Here is a 14,609-nt window from a genome sequence, read left to right as displayed (position 1 = left end):
TTACGCTGCCGTGTTCAGCTCACAGCTTGCCGAGAAGATACTCGGCCGAGCTCACTTCGAACTGGCCCGGCGCCTCGACGTTGAGCTGCTCGACCACGCCGTCGTTTACCAGCATCGAGAAACGCTGGCCGCGCGTGCCCATGCCGAACTTCGAGCCGTCCATGGTCAGGCCCAGCGCCTTGGGGAAATCGCCATTGCCGTCGGCGAGCATCGTCACCTTGCCCTCGACGCCGCTGGCCTTGCCCCAGGCGCCCATCACGAAGGCGTCGTTGACCGCGGTGCAGGCGATCTCGTCCACGCCCTTCGCCTTGATCTCTTCGGCCTTCTCGACAAAGCCCGGCAGGTGCTTGGCCGAGCAGGTGGGGGTGAAGGCACCCGGCACCGAGAAGATCGCCACCTTGCGGCCGGCGAAATAGTCGTCCGAGGAAATCTGGTCGGGGCCAGCCTCGGTCACCTTGACGAAGGTTACGCTGGGAATGCGGTCGCCAACCTGGATGGTCATTCTTCTCTCCTGGAAATGAGTCGTGCCGCTCCATCGGCTTGTGGCGGGTGATTTTCAAGCGTGCGGAGCCGAAGTGGTGCGGCTACGTTGATCGGGCATGGACTCGACACCTTTCCTTACCGGCCAGTTCCTCCTCGCCATGCCGGGCATCGGCGATCCGCGCTTCGAACGCGCGGTGATCGCGATGTGCGCGCACGACAATGAGGGGGCGCTCGGCATCGGCATCGGCGACACGATCGAGGGGCTGACCCTCCATGACCTGCTCAAGCAGTTCGAGATCGAGCCGGGCGACGCGCCCGACACGCCGGTGCATTTCGGCGGCCCGGTCGAGCCGCGTCGCGGCTTCGTCCTCCATTCGCCCGACTGGGGCGGGCAGGACACGATCGATGTCGATGGCCGCTGGGCGCTGTCGGGCACGATCGACGTGCTGCGGGCGATCGCCGAGGGTACCGGCCCCGCCAAATATCTGGTCGCGCTCGGCTATGCCGGCTGGAGCGAGGGGCAGCTCGACAGCGAGATGGCGCGCCATGGCTGGTTCAACACCACCGGCACGCCCGACCTGATCTATGACATCGACGCCGAGGACCGCTGGGCAGTCGCCTTTGCCGGTGCCGGCATCGATCCCCGCCTGCTCTCGAACAGCGCGGGGACCGCCTGACGCCCTAGTGCGTCGGGTCCGCCGGCGTCTCGTCGTCGCCGCGGACATAGACCTTGCCCTCCAGCACCTTGATCCGCACCACCGTGTCCTGGTGCGGGGTCGAGCAGAAGCTGCCGGTGGTGTTGACGTCCATCCTCTCGTGCGTGTCGCGCTGGCGCAGCACGAAGCGCACCGGCAGCGCACAGGTCTTCGGCCCGCCATTCTTGAAGCGCAGCGTCGCCTTCAGCGGCTCCAGCGCATTGCCCATCTGGTTGTCGCTCCAGCGCGGCGAGCGGCCCGGGCTGGCGGAATCGACATAGAAGCCGACCACGTCGTAATTCGCGGTCTCGTTGATGATGACCATGCAGCCGAGCTTCCAGCAGTTGACCTTCACCTGCTCGGGATAGTTGCGCATCATCGCCGCCCAGGCCCGCGCGTCGCCGCCGGGATCGCCGACATCGCGGATGATGCCGGCGCTGTCCTGCGCAAGGGCGGGCAGGCTGGGGGCGAGCGAAAGGAGCAACGCAGACGCAAGGAACCTGAGCATGGGTGAACTCGCAATGTGGATTGTGACGCGAGCCACGATTTGCCCGGTCCCGCGGCTTTCGTCACCGCCCAAAAATTGGGGTACCACCATTTCCGGCGGAGTTACCGCCCGACCGTACCATGGCCGGGCGGTACCAATCGTCAGGCCGGCTCGGCCACGCGGACGCGCAGCGCCCGTGCCGCCGCGACCATCGCGTCGATCGCCGGCTTCACTTCCTCCCATTTGCGGGTCTTGAGCCCGCAATCGGGGTTCACCCAGAGTTGCTCCGGCGCGAGGTGCGTCTGGGCGAGCCGCATCAGCTCGACCATCTCGTCCTGCGCCGGCACGCGCGGTGCGTGGATGTCGTACACGCCCGGCCCGATCGCGCTCGGATAGCGATAGGCGGCAAAGCCTTCGAGCAGTTCCATCTGCGAGCGTGCCGTCTCGATCGAGATCACATCGGTGTCCATCGCGCCGATCGCCGGCAGGATGTCGTTGAACTCCGAATAGCACATATGCGTGTGGATCTGCGTCGCGTCGGCCACGCCCGCCGCGGTCAGCCGGAAGGCATCGACCGCCCAGTCGAGATAGCCATCCCAGTCGCGCCGCCGGAGCGGCAGGCCCTCGCGCAGCGCCGCCTCGTCGATCTGGATCGCCTTGCAGCCGGCGGCCTCCAGGTCGAGCACTTCGTCGCGGATCGCCAGCGCGATCTGCTGGCACGATGCGGCGCGCGGCTGGTCGTCGCGCACGAAGCTCCAGTTGAGGATCGTCACCGGCCCGGTGAGCATGCCCTTCATCGGCTTGTCTGTCAGCGACTGGGCATAGCGCCACCATTCCACCGTCATCGGCGCGGGCCGCGAGACGTCGCCATAGAGGATCGGCGGCCGCACGCAGCGCGAGCCATAGGACTGGACCCAGCCATTCACGGTGAAGGCGAAGCCGGCGAGCTGCTCGCCGAAATACTGGACCATGTCGTTCCGCTCGAACTCACCGTGCACCAGCATGTCGAGCCCGGCTTCCTCCTGCCAGCGGATCGTCCGCGCGGTCTCCTCGCGCAGGAACCGCTCATATGCGGCGCTGTCGAGATTGCCGCGATTATGCTCGGCCCGGGCATGGCGCACTTCGGCGGTCTGCGGGAAGGAGCCGATCGTGGTGGTGGGGAAGGGCGGCAGGTCGAGCACTTCCGCCTGCACCACGGCGCGTGTGGCATAGGGCGAGGTCCGCTCGCGCATCGCAGCGCTCACCGCCGCCATCCGCGCCGCGACCTTCGGATCGTGGATGCGCGGCGAGATCTTGCGCGCCGCGGCCGCCGCGCCCGACGCGGCCAGCTTCGCGGCCACCCAGTCGCGCCCGCCATTGAGCGCATCCTTGAGCGTCGCCAACTCGTCGATCTTCTGCACGGCAAAGGCGAGCCACTGCTTCACTTCGTCATCGAGCTTCGGCTCCAGCGCCAGGTCCACCGGCACATGAAGCAGCGAGCAGGACGGCGCGATCACCAGGTCCCGGGTCGCCGCGATCGGCTCCAGCCGGTCGAGCAGCCTTTCCAGGTCGGCGCGCCAGATATTGCGCCCGTCGATCACGCCGAGCGAGAGCAGCAGCCCCTTGGGCGCGGCGACCAGTATCTTGTCGAGCTGGTCCGGCGCGCGGACGAGATCCAGGTGCAGCCCGGCCACCGGCAGGTTCACCGCCAGGGTGAGATTATCCTCCAGCGCGCCGAAATAGGTGGCGAGCATGATCTTGAGGCCCAGGCGCGGCAGCTTGGCATAGGCGCGGGTGATCGCGGCGCGCTGCCGCTCGCTCAGGTCGGTGACGAGGATCGGCTCGTCGATCTGCACCCATTCGGCGCCGGCATGCTGGAGCTGGGTCAGCACCGCCGAATAGAGGCCGAGCACTTCGTCGAGATAGTCGAAGGGATCGACGTCGCGGCCCTTGGCCAGGCTCAGCCAGGTGACCGGTCCGAGCAGCACCGGGCGGGTCTCATAGCCGAGCGCCCTGGCCTCGCGATATTCGTCGACGATCTTGGCGGAGGAGAGGGCGAGCTTCTGCCCCGCGACCAGTTCGGGCACCATGTAGTGATAGTTGGTGTCGAACCATTTGGTCATTTCCTGCGCGGTGTGGCCATGGCCGTGCGCGCAGCTCGCGCTTTCACCCGTGGTACCGCGCGCCATCGCGAAATAGGTGCCGAGGTCCGCGGTGCCCGCGGCGACGCCGTAGCGCTCCGGGATCGCACCCAGCATCAGGCTGGTGTCGAGCACATGGTCATAGAAGGAGAAGTCGTTGGACGGCAGCCAGTCGACTCCGATCGCGGCCTGGCGGGCCCAGGCGGCGGCGCGCAGCCCCGCGGCGGAATCGAGCAGTTCGGCTTCGGTGGACTTGCCGCTCCAGAACTTCTCCAGAGCGAATTTCAGCTCGCGCCGCGGGCCGATCCGCGGAAAGCCGAGCGTGGCAACAGTGACGGTCATGGTCTTCATACCCCGATGAAGGGCGGGGGAGACCGGCATGGACACGCACACGCGCCGCGAACGGACGGATAGCCCGGCCGCGGCAAGCAGGCGGCCAGACCGGGCACCCCGCCGGTGGACGTTATCGCGTCAAAGGCAGGTCTCCTGGCTCACGGGTCAGCGCGGACGATCCGTCTTCCCAGGGTTGCCCCCAGTGACATGCTGGACCGCCGCTCGCCGCTTACAGTTGCGGGGGCAGCGCCGGAATCGCACCGGCTTCCCGTCTTAGCTTCCGCGCGGATTTGGCCCGGCGGAAGAACCTCGACCGCTTAAGCATCCGCCTGTCGGGTTGGTTCGTCAAGGGTGATATAAAGAATTCTTTATGTCTTTATATCATGCTCATTGCTAACCCTTCACTGTTCCCCGGCTTTCGCCGGGGAACGGGCAGGACTAGGGCTGGGCTGTTTCCCGCCCAAGCCGGTCCACCCGCAGCCACCGCCCGCCGGCGTACCAGTGATGCTCGCCATCCCCGGTCAGCGTGCAGCCCCTGCAAACCTCGGCGCGTCCCTTCTCGAACGGCATCGCCCCGTCATACCGCCGCGCGATCACCAGGTGCAGGCCGCGGTCGATATAGCCGATCTTGCCGTTCCATTCGGAGCGGGCACGCCCGTCGACGAAGGGATCGGCGCCATTGTCCATCGCCATCACCGGCGCGCTGCGGCCGTCGCGGGCGACATAATGGAAGCTCTTGCCGACATGGACGGTAGCCAGTCCGTCCCGGTCATGGTCGAGCTTCATCCGATGCGCCGGCGCCAGCCGGATCGTGCCGTCGGCGTCCTGCGCCGCGCAGTCCGGGAAGGTGTCGAGCTCGCCGCCGCGCGGAGCGTAGAAGCAGGGGAGGGGGTAGCGCCGCTGTGCCGGTTCGGCGGGTGCCGCGAGCGTCACGAGCGGAAGGATCAGCCAGTGCATGGGGCGAGGCTATCATGACGCTGTGCCCCGCACAAAGACCGGCTCGCCGTGACATATAAAGATATCTTTATATCGGGATTGCGCGGCCAGGGCGAAGCCTGTAGGGCGCCCCAATCGCGGCCGGCGATTCCCGGCGCGCAACTGATTCACATCTGGAGACAGCTCGTGGCTACCGTGCTCGACAAGGACTATGTCATCAAGGACCTCTCGCTTGCCGCCTTTGGCCGCAAGGAGATCGAGATCGCCGAGACCGAAATGCCGGGCCTGATGGCGCTCCGCGCCGAGTTCGGTGCTTCGAAGCCGCTCAAGGGCGCGCGCATCACCGGCTCGCTGCACATGACGATCCAGACCGCCGTGCTGATCGAGACGCTGAAGGAACTCGGCGCCGAGCTGCGTTGGGCGACCTGCAACATCTACTCGACCCAGGACCATGCCGCTGCCGCCATCGCCGAGGCCGGCATCCCCGTCTTCGCCGTCAAGGGCGAGACGCTGGAAGAGTATTGGGACTATGTCATCCGCATCTTCGACTGGGGCCAGGACCAGACCTGCAACATGATCCTCGACGACGGTGGCGACGCCACCATGTTCGCGCTGTGGGGCGCGCGCGTCGAGGCGGGTGAGGAACTGTTCACCCCGTCGAACGAAGAGGAAGAGATCTTCGTCGCCACGCTGAAGCGCTTCCTCGCCGAGCGTCCGGGCTACCTGACCAAGACCGTCGCCACGATCAAGGGCGTGTCGGAAGAGACCACCACCGGCGTGCACCGCCTGTACGAGCTGTCGAAGAAGGGCAAGCTGCCTTTCCCGGCGATCAACGTGAACGACAGCGTCACCAAGTCGAAGTTCGACAACCTCTATGGCTGCAAGGAATCGCTGGTCGACGCGATCCGTCGCGCCACCGACGTGATGCTCGCCGGCAAGGTCGCCTGCGTCGCCGGCTTCGGTGACGTCGGCAAGGGCTCGGCCGCGTCGCTCCGCAACGGCGGCGCCCGCGTTCTGGTCACCGAGATCGACCCGATCTGCGCGCTGCAGGCGGCGATGGAAGGCTATGAAGTCGTGACGATGGAAGAGGCCGCCACCCGCGCCGACATCTTCGTCACCGCCACCGGCAACGAAGCCGTGCTCACCGTCGATCACATGCGCGCGATGAAGAACATGGCGATCGTCTCGAACATCGGCCACTTCGACAGCGAGATCGAGATCGCCGGCCTGGCGAACTTCAAGTGGACCGAGATCAAGCCGCAGGTCGACGAAGTCGAGTTCCCGGACGGCAAGAAGATCATCGTGCTGTCGAAGGGCCGCCTGGTGAACCTCGGCAACGCGACCGGCCACCCGTCGTTCGTGATGTCGTCGTCCTTCACCAACCAGGTCCTCGCCCAGATCGAGCTGTGGACCAAGTCGGACGAGTACAAGAACGACGTGTACGTCCTGCCGAAGCACCTCGACGAGAAGGTCGCGGCGCTGCACCTCGACAAGCTCGGCGTGAAGCTGACCAAGCTGACCCAGAAGCAGGCGGACTATATCGGCGTCACCGTCGAGGGGCCGTTCAAGCCGGATCACTATCGCTACTGATCCTTCGCCGTCAGGCGAATGAAAGGGCCGCGCTTCCCCCGGGAGGCGCGGCCTTTTTCGTTGCAGGGGTGGACTGCTCTACTGTTGTAATCTCGCAACACGCCGCAACAAACTGTTGTCGCAAGGCAACCAAAACCCGCATTTCGGCGTCCTGGCAAAGTCAGGGACAAAAGCCGGCAACAATCGGCCCCGAGGTCGCACGGTCAGTTTATTAAAGGGGATGTATCATGCGTAGCTCTTGTGCGCTCACCCGGCGCGGCCTGTCCTTTACCGCGTCGGTCGCCGTTCTTGCTCTAGCCCAGATCGCCACGCCGGCGGCCGCGCAGACCGCGGACCCGACGCCCGCACCCGCCGAGGCGCAGGCCGCGGTTCCGGAACAGGCCGATCAGGCCGCTCCGCAGGAAGGCGCCATCGTCGTCACCGGCTCGCGCATCCGCCGCCAGGATTTTGAGACGCCGAACCCGGTCGTGACCCTGGGCGCCCAGACGCTCCAGGAATCGGGCACCACCAACCTCACCGACTTCCTCACCGGCTATCCGGCGCTGCAGGGCTCGGCGACTTCGGGCAACAACTCGGGTGACCGCGCCGGCATCGGCTATACCGGCCTCAACCTGCTCGACCTGCGCAATCTCGGCACCCAGCGCACGCTGGTGCTGGTCGACGGCCGCCGCCACGTCTCGGGCGTGCCGGGCACCGCGTCGGTCGACATCAACACCATCCCCAACGACCTGGTCGAGCGCATCGAAGTGCTCACCGGCGGCGCCTCGGCCATCTACGGTGCCGACGGCGTCAGCGGCGTCGTCAACTTCATCATGAAGAAGAACTTCCAGGGCATCAGCGCCCGCGCCCAGGCGGGCATCTCCGAATATGGCGATGCCGGCCAGCGCATGTTCTCGATCACCGCCGGCAAGAACTTCGCCGACGGCCGCGGCAACATCGCCATCGCCTATGAATATGGCGAGGAGGATCGCCTCGATTCGCATGATCGCGAGCGCTACAGCGGCACCAACCAGGTCGGCTTCTATCGCAACCCGAACGGCACCACGCCCACCTATGTGCCGCTCAACGACATCCGCTATTTCGACACCGCGCGCCAGGGCGGCATCGATCTCGATTTCGACGGCCTGCCCGACTATTTCGTCGGCGCCAACGGCCTGACTCCCTATGACCCGGGCAAGTTCGTGCGCACCGCTTTCCAGCAGGGCGGCAGCGGCACGCTGGTCTCCGACTATGGCAACGACCTGCTGCCGGAAGTGAGCCGCCACGTCGTCAATGCGATCGCGCATTTCGACGTCAGCCCGGCCTTCTCGGTCTTCGCCGAGGCGAAGTATGCCCGCACGCACAGCTATTCGCTCGCCCAGCCGACCTTCGACTATTACCTCCTGATCCCGGAGGATAACCCCTATATCCCGGCCGCGCTGCGGCCGCTGATCGCCGCCACCGGCAATGGCGGCGTGCTGATGAACCGCGACAATTTCGATTTCGGCCAGCGCGGTGAGGACATCACCCGTGAGACCTATCGCGGCGTGTTCGGCGTGCGGGGCGACCTGAGCAGCCACCTCAACTACGAAGTGTCGTACACCTATGGCCGCACCGACGTGTCGAGCCGCTACCTGAACGACATCCTCGACGACCGCTTCTATGCCGCGATCGACGTGGTGCAGGGCGCGAACGGCCCCACCTGCCGCGTCAACGTCAACCCGGCCTGGACGCCCGACCAGCCCTATGCGAGCCGCGACGTCTTCTCGCCGACCACCTTCCGTCCGGGCGAGTGCGTGCCGCTCAACCTGTTCGGCGAGGGTGCCGGCAGCCAGGCGGCGTATAACTGGATCAAGGCCGACACGCTCGATCGCGCCCGCATCCAGCAGCATGTCGCCACCGCCTATCTGTCGGGCGATCTCGGCGGCCTGTTCACCATGCCGGGCGGCGGCCAGGTCGGCTTCTCGGTCGGCGCGGAATACCGCAAGGAAAAGAGCAGCTTCACCGCCGATCCGCTGGCGGCGCAGGGCCTGACCTTCGCCAACTCGCTCAGCAATGACGGCGGCCAGTATGACGTGAAGGAAGTGTTCGGCGAGCTCAACGTGCCGCTGCTTACCGACACCATCGTCCACCGCCTCGAAGTGGGTGGCGCGGTGCGCTTCTCCGACTATTCGTCGATCGGCCACACCACCACCTGGAAGCTCGACGGCAAGTTCGCGCCGGTGCGCGACATCACCTTCAACGGCACCTATTCGAAGGCGGTGCGCGCGCCGAACATCGGCGAGCTCTATGCGGGCAACTCGCAGACCTTCGAGTTCATCACCGATCCGTGCCTCCCGGCCGAGATCCAGTTCGGCACCCAGTATCGCGCGGCCAACTGCCAGGCGCTGCTGAGCGGCCTGGGTGCCAACCCGGCGACCTATACCGACTCGCGCTCGACCAACCTGCCGGGCTTCGCGGGCGGCAACCCGAACCTGAAGCAGGAAGAAGCGACGACCTGGACCGCCGGCGTGGTGCTCCAGCCGAGCTTCATCCCGGGCCTGTCGCTGCGTGCCGACTGGTATGACATCAAGCTGAAGAACGCGATCAACCAGGTCACCTCGCAGCAGCTCGCCGAGCTCTGCGTCGACCAGCCCACGCTCAGCAATCCGTTCTGCGCGGGCATCACCCGCCAGAACGGTGCGGCCGGCAATGCCTCGGCGGGCAACATCGTCAGCTTCAACGTCGTGCCGCAGAACGTGGCGCAGTTCCGCACCGCGGGCCTCGACGTGAACTTCAACTACCGCCTGAAGACCGACAATGCCGGCACCTTCAACCTGAGCGTGGTCGGCAACTATCTCGATCGCCTCGAGTTCATCGGCACCCCGGGCGCCGATGTGACCAACTCGCGCGGCCAGACCTATTCGCCGAAGTACACGGTCAACGCCGATCTCACCTGGCAGCTGGGCGGGTTCACCGCGAACTACGGAATCCTGTGGTTCGACAAGACCTCGCGCTACACCAACCAGCAGATGGCCGGCGATCCGACCATCGTGGCGGAGGAGTACAAGTACCTCAAGCAGCGTTGGCAGCACGATATCTACCTGAGCTACGATATCGACCAGCGCTTCCAGATCTATGGCGGCGTGCGCAACCTGTTCGGCCAGATGCCCGAGCTCGGCACCCGCATCTATCCGGTCAACGCCGTCGGCCGCTTCGGCTATGTCGGCGCCAAGGTGAAGCTGCCGAACCTGTTCTGATCGGCGACTTCGCCTCGAAGCGAAAAAAGGAAGGGCCCGGCGGCATGCCGGGCCCTTTTCGTTTGGCGACAAACTGTCCTAAGGGACGGGGATGATCCCCCGGAACGGCGCGCTTTGATCCACATCACGCAATCGGCCGCGGTGCTCGCGGGCGCGGCGCTGGCGTTGCTGGTGATCGGCGGCGTCTGGGCGCTGTTCGCCGGCCTGCGTGCCCGTGCCGACGCGACCTCGATCGCCGAGGCCAATGCCCGGCTCGCCGCGCTGGTCAGCGGTTCGCCGGCCCAGGCGATGCTGGTCCGCGCCGATGGCCGGCTCGAGCTGTCGCGCCGGCTGGGGGACTGGCTCGGCTTCCAGGATCTGCCGCGCGAACTGGACGAACTGACCGGGGCAGGGACGGGACTGCTGCCCGAGGATGCCGATGCCCTCGGCGCGCATGTCGCGGCCGCGCAAAAGGCCGGCAAGCCGTTCAGCCTTTCCGTCCGTGCGCTCGGCTCGGAACGTGCGCTGCTGGTGATCGGCGAGCGTGCGCCGCAGACCGTCAACGCCCCTGGCGGCGTCGTGCTGTGGTTCCTCGACGCGACCGAGAGCCAGGACGAGATCAACCGCCTCCAGCGCGAGGCTACCCGGTTGCGCGCCGCCTTCGACGCGCTCACCGCGCTGATCGAGGCTGCGCCGATGCCGATGTGGTATCGCGGCGGCGACCTTCGCCTGCTCATGGTCAACTCGGCCTATGTCGAAGCCGTGGAGGGCAAGGATTCCGAGGATGTCGTCGAGCGCGGGCTTGAGCTGATCGAAGGCGTCGGCCTGGGCGGGCCGCTCGCCAATGCCGCGATCGCCCGCGACACCGGTGAGCCGCAGACCGCGGCGATGCCCGCGACGATCGGCGGCAAGCGCCGGATGCTGCGCCTCCACGACATGCCCTTGCCCACCGGCGGCGTCGCCGGCTTCGCGGTCGATATCGAGGAGCTGGAGCAGGCGCGCGGCGGTCTCAAGCGTTTCGCCGCTGCCCAGCGTGCGATGCTCGATCGCATCTCCGCCGGCGTCGCCCAGTTCGGTGCCGATCGCAGCCTGATCTTCTCCAACCAGCCGTTCCGCCGGATGTTCGCGATCCGCAACGAGTGGCTGGCCGATCGCCCCGAATTCGATCGCGTGCTCGATCGCATGCGCGAGGCCAATCGCCTGCCCGAGGTGCGCGACTATCCGGCCTGGCGGGCGGAGCGGGCGCACTGGTTCGTGTCGCCCGACGCGGTCGAGGAGACCTGGAGCCTCGGCGCCACCCATATGCGCGTCGTTGCCCAGCCGCTCCCCGAAGGCGGGCTGCTGCTGCTGTTCGAGGACCAGACCCAGCAGTTCGAGCTGCAGCGTGAGCATGGCGAGATGCAGCAGGTGCGCACCGCCACGCTCGAGAGCCTTGCCGAAGCGGTCGCCGTGTTCGGCAAGGGTCGGCTCCAGCTGTGGAACCGCAAGTTCCGCCAGGTCTGGGGTTTCGAGGACAGCTTCCTCGACAGCCATCCGCAGGTGCCGCAGCTGGTCCGCGCCTTCGGGCCGAAGCTGGTCAAGGCGTCGCGCGGCGAGATCATCGGCGACCTGATCCGCATCGCCGCGCAGGAGCGCCAGTCGCGCGGCTCCAGCATCGCCTTCGCCGATGGCCGCCATTTCGACGTGACCGCGGTGCCGTTGCCCGACGGCAATGCGCTGGTGACGATGCTCGATACCACCGATCATCACCGCGCCGAGCGCGCGCTCAGCGCTCGCAACGAAGCGCTGGAAGCGGCGGACCGGGTCAAGACCTCGTTCCTCGCGAACATGAGCTACGAGCTGCGCACCCCGCTGACCTCGATCAAGGGCTTCGCCGAGATGCTGAACGGCGGGTTCGCCGGCCCGCTTTCGGAGAGCGGGCAGGAATATTCGGATGCGATCCTGATTTCGGTCGATCGGCTCGGCACGATGATCGACGAAGTGCTCGATCTCACCCAGAGTGAAGGTTCGCCGCTCGAGAAGGCGCCGGTCGATATCGAGCATGCCGCGCAGAATGCTGCCGAAGCGATCGCGCCGCTGGCCAAGGCCAAGCATATCGAGCTGGTGGTCGAGAATGCCGGCAGCGCTGGCAGCATCACCGGCGATGCGCGTCGCGTCCGCCAGGTGATCGAGCATCTCCTGCGCCACGCCGTCTCGCAGACGCCGGAACAGGGCAGGGTGCTGCTCCATCTCGATGGCAACAGCCGCGTCGCCCGCGTGATCGTCTCGGATAACGGGCCGGGCATGACGCCCGAGCAGGTTGCCACCGCCTTTGATCGCTTCGCCCAGTTTGGCAACGCCCGCGGCAGCCAGCGCTCGCTGGGCCTGGGCCTGCCTTTGGCGAAGCAGTTCGTCGAAGCCCATCGCGGCCGGATCGAGCTGATCTCCGAGCCGGGCGAGGGGACGCTGGTCACGGTGGAGCTGCCGCGGCGATGATCCTCACCAGCCTGGACCAGTCGCTCGAACTCGGCCGCAAGCTGGCGGAGCTCGCCCGTCCCGGCGATGTCATCGCGCTTTCCGGCCCGCTTGGTGCCGGCAAGACCAGCATCGCCCGCGGCCTGCTCGCCGCGCTGGGGCTCGAGGGCGAGGCGCCGTCGCCCAGCTTCGCGATCGTCCAGCCCTATGAGCCGCCCGAGGTCCGTTTCCCGGTGCTCCATGTCGATCTCTACCGGCTCGATGCGCCTGAAGAGGCCGAGGAGCTGGGCCTCGACGATGCCCGCTATGATTCGCTGCTGATCGTCGAATGGCCCGAGCGGCTGGGCGAGGCGGCATGGCACGATGCGCTGTGGTTGTCCCTCGATGTGGCACCGGACGGCGCGCGCGTCTTGACAGCGAAGGTACCGGCGGCATGGAAGGACCGATGGTTTCCGACATGAATCCGCCCGCCGCGGCGCCCGACTTCCTTGTTGCCGCTGGTTGGGGCGGAGCCGAGATCCGCCCGCTCGCCGGCGATGCCTCGTTCCGCCGCTATTTCCGGGTGGTCGAGCATGACCGCACCGCGATCCTGATGGACGCGCCGCCCCCACACGAGGATCCGCGCCCCTTCATCAACATCGCCCGCTGGCTGACCAGCCACGGCTTCGCCGCGCCCGAGATCCTCCACGAGGACCTGACCGAGGGCCTCGTTCTCATCCAGGATTTCGGCGACGCCCGCATGCGCGAGACCGTCGACGCCGCGCCCGAGAGCGAGCTGCGCCTCTACGAGGAGGCGATCGACCTGCTCATCCGCCTGGCCGAATATCCGGCCGCGGACATCCTCAAGCCCTACAGCCTCGCCGAGTACCACCGCGAGGCGGACCTGCTCCCCGAATGGTATTGCCCCGCGGTCGGCCTGGAGGTCGACATCGACGGATACCGCAAGGCCTGGGACGAAGCGCTTGCGCCGGTCCTCGCGGGTCACACGCCTGTCACGGTGCTGCGCGACTACCATGTCGAGAATCTCATGCTGATCGACGGTAGCGCGGAAACCTTGGGCCTGCTCGACTTCCAGGACGCCCTGGCGGGCCATCCCGCCTATGACCTCGTCTCGCTGCTGCAGGACGCCCGCCGCGACGTGCCCGAAAGCCTCGAGACCGCGATGCTCGATCGCTACAAGCGCATCACCGGCGCCGGCGACGCGTTCGACGTCGCCTATCACGTGCTCGGCGCGCAGCGGAACGCCAAGATCGTCGGCATCTTCACCCGGCTGTGGCAGCGCGACGGCAAGCCGCGTTACCCCGGCCTCTGTCCGCGCGTCTGGACCTATCTCAACCGCGACCTCCAGCACCCCGCGCTCAAGCCGGTCGCCGACTGGTTCGCAGCCAATATCCCCGCCGACATGCGCGGCGATCCCCTCGCACTGACCAAGGCATAAGACCGGGGCAATGAAACCCTCCGCCACCTATTCGCTGCGCCCGAACCCGGCCGTGGCCATGCCCGAGACCGCGATGGTGATGGCCGCCGGCCTCGGCAAGCGCATGCGCCCGCTCACCGTGACGCGCCCCAAGCCGCTGGTCGAAGTCGCCGGCAAGCCGCTGCTCGATCACACGATGGATCACCTGCGCGAAGCCGGGATCAAGCGCGCCGTGGTCAACGTCCATTATCTTGCCGACCAGGTCGAGGCGCACCTCAAGGCCCGTGCCGGCGGCATCGACGTGCAGATCTCGGACGAGCGCGCCCAGCTGATGGAGACCGGCGGCGGCATCGTCCAGGCGCGCGACATGCTCGGCGACGCGCCCTTCTTCACGGTGAACAGCGACACGCTCTGGGTCGACGGCCCGATCGGCTCGCTGAACGCGCTCGCCGCCGCCTGGGACGACGAGAAGATGGACGCGCTGCTGCTGCTCGTGCCCCTGGCGCGCGCCTATAGCCACAAGGGCATGGGCGATTTCCGCCTCGACCCGCTCGGCCGCATCACCGAGCGCCGCAAGCCCGGCCGCCTGGCGCCCTTCGTCTATGCCGGCGCCCAGATCATCCACCCCCGCGTGATCCGCGACTGGCCCGAGGGCCCGTTCTCGACCAATTTGTTCTGGAACCGCGCGATGGAGCAGGGGCGGTTGTGGGGCACGGTCCACCAGGGCCTGTGGTTCGATGTCGGCACCCCCGGCGCGGTCAAGGAAGCCGAAGAGATATTGGCGACGGTATAGACCCCGTCATCCCCGCGCAGGCGGGGATCCAGGGTTTCTCTGCCGTATCGCTCGTGACTCTGGATCCCCGCCTGCGCGGGGATGACGGCGTTGGGGCGATACTC

At 67.0% G+C, this 14,609-nt stretch carries 11 protein-coding genes and 1 riboswitch; of the genes, 7 read left to right on the top strand and 4 right to left on the bottom strand.

Annotation, left to right across the window (positions count from 1 at the left end; all coding sequences use genetic code 11):
* Window positions 1-19 precede the first annotated feature (19 nt).
* Window positions 20-502, bottom strand: coding sequence for a peroxiredoxin (locus HNP52_RS12130; RefSeq protein ID WP_184167286.1), 483 nt, complete (start codon window positions 500-502; stop codon window positions 20-22).
* 97 nt (window positions 503-599) lie between these two features.
* On the opposite strand from HNP52_RS12130, the gene HNP52_RS12125 reads away from it, so the two are divergent.
* Window positions 600-1,160: a YqgE/AlgH family protein gene (locus HNP52_RS12125; RefSeq protein ID WP_184167284.1), complete on the top strand. Its 561-nt coding sequence runs from the start codon at window positions 600-602 to the stop codon at window positions 1,158-1,160.
* Window positions 1,161-1,164: 4 nt separating this feature from the next.
* Here the strand turns inward: HNP52_RS12125 and HNP52_RS12120 are convergent, their stop codons facing one another.
* The 3 genes from HNP52_RS12120 to HNP52_RS12110 form a co-directional block, all read right to left on the bottom strand.
* A complete protein-coding gene (locus tag HNP52_RS12120; RefSeq protein WP_184167282.1) occupies window positions 1,165-1,686 on the bottom strand; it encodes a hypothetical protein in 522 nt (173 codons plus the stop codon).
* A gap of 140 nt (window positions 1,687-1,826) precedes the next feature.
* Window positions 1,827-4,127, bottom strand: a complete 2,301-nt coding sequence (metE, locus tag HNP52_RS12115; RefSeq protein WP_184168319.1) for a 5-methyltetrahydropteroyltriglutamate--homocysteine S-methyltransferase — start codon at window positions 4,125-4,127, stop codon at window positions 1,827-1,829.
* A gap of 116 nt (window positions 4,128-4,243) precedes the next feature.
* Window positions 4,244-4,445: riboswitch (cobalamin riboswitch) on the bottom strand.
* 111 nt (window positions 4,446-4,556) lie between these two features.
* Window positions 4,557-5,075, bottom strand: coding sequence for a WG repeat-containing protein (locus HNP52_RS12110; RefSeq protein WP_184167280.1), 519 nt, complete (start codon window positions 5,073-5,075; stop codon window positions 4,557-4,559).
* Between the two features lie 165 nt (window positions 5,076-5,240).
* Here HNP52_RS12110 and ahcY point away from each other — a divergent pair, with 165 nt between their 5' ends.
* The 6 genes from ahcY (at window position 5,241) to HNP52_RS12080 (ending at window position 14,505) form a co-directional block, all read left to right on the top strand.
* The gene (gene ahcY / locus HNP52_RS12105; RefSeq protein ID WP_184167277.1) at window positions 5,241-6,644 is read left to right on the top strand and encodes an adenosylhomocysteinase; all 1,404 of its coding nucleotides are present in this window, start codon (window positions 5,241-5,243) and stop codon (window positions 6,642-6,644) included.
* A gap of 227 nt (window positions 6,645-6,871) precedes the next feature.
* Complete coding sequence (locus HNP52_RS12100) at window positions 6,872-9,862, top strand: TonB-dependent siderophore receptor (protein WP_184167274.1); 2,991 nt, start codon at window positions 6,872-6,874, stop codon at window positions 9,860-9,862.
* Between the two features lie 114 nt (window positions 9,863-9,976).
* Window positions 9,977-12,316: a PAS domain-containing sensor histidine kinase gene (locus HNP52_RS12095; RefSeq protein WP_184167271.1), complete on the top strand. Its 2,340-nt coding sequence runs from the start codon at window positions 9,977-9,979 to the stop codon at window positions 12,314-12,316.
* Window positions 12,313-12,756 (top strand): tRNA (adenosine(37)-N6)-threonylcarbamoyltransferase complex ATPase subunit type 1 TsaE, encoded by a 444-nt coding sequence (gene tsaE / locus HNP52_RS12090; RefSeq protein WP_184167268.1) that lies wholly within the window; start codon window positions 12,313-12,315, stop codon window positions 12,754-12,756. Before HNP52_RS12095 ends, tsaE begins: the two co-directional genes overlap by 4 nt.
* Complete coding sequence (locus HNP52_RS12085; RefSeq protein WP_184168318.1) at window positions 12,753-13,733, top strand: aminoglycoside phosphotransferase family protein; 981 nt, start codon at window positions 12,753-12,755, stop codon at window positions 13,731-13,733. Before tsaE ends, HNP52_RS12085 begins: the two co-directional genes overlap by 4 nt.
* Before the next feature lie 10 nt (window positions 13,734-13,743).
* Window positions 13,744-14,505, top strand: a complete 762-nt coding sequence (locus HNP52_RS12080; RefSeq protein WP_184167264.1) for a nucleotidyltransferase family protein — start codon at window positions 13,744-13,746, stop codon at window positions 14,503-14,505.
* Window positions 14,506-14,609: the final 104 nt, after the last annotated feature.

It is taken from the genome of Sphingomonas kyeonggiensis (genome assembly GCF_014204495.1).
Lineage (GTDB): Bacteria > Pseudomonadota > Alphaproteobacteria > Sphingomonadales > Sphingomonadaceae > Sphingomonas > Sphingomonas kyeonggiensis_A.
This window is presented reverse-complemented; position numbering and strand designations above follow the sequence as displayed.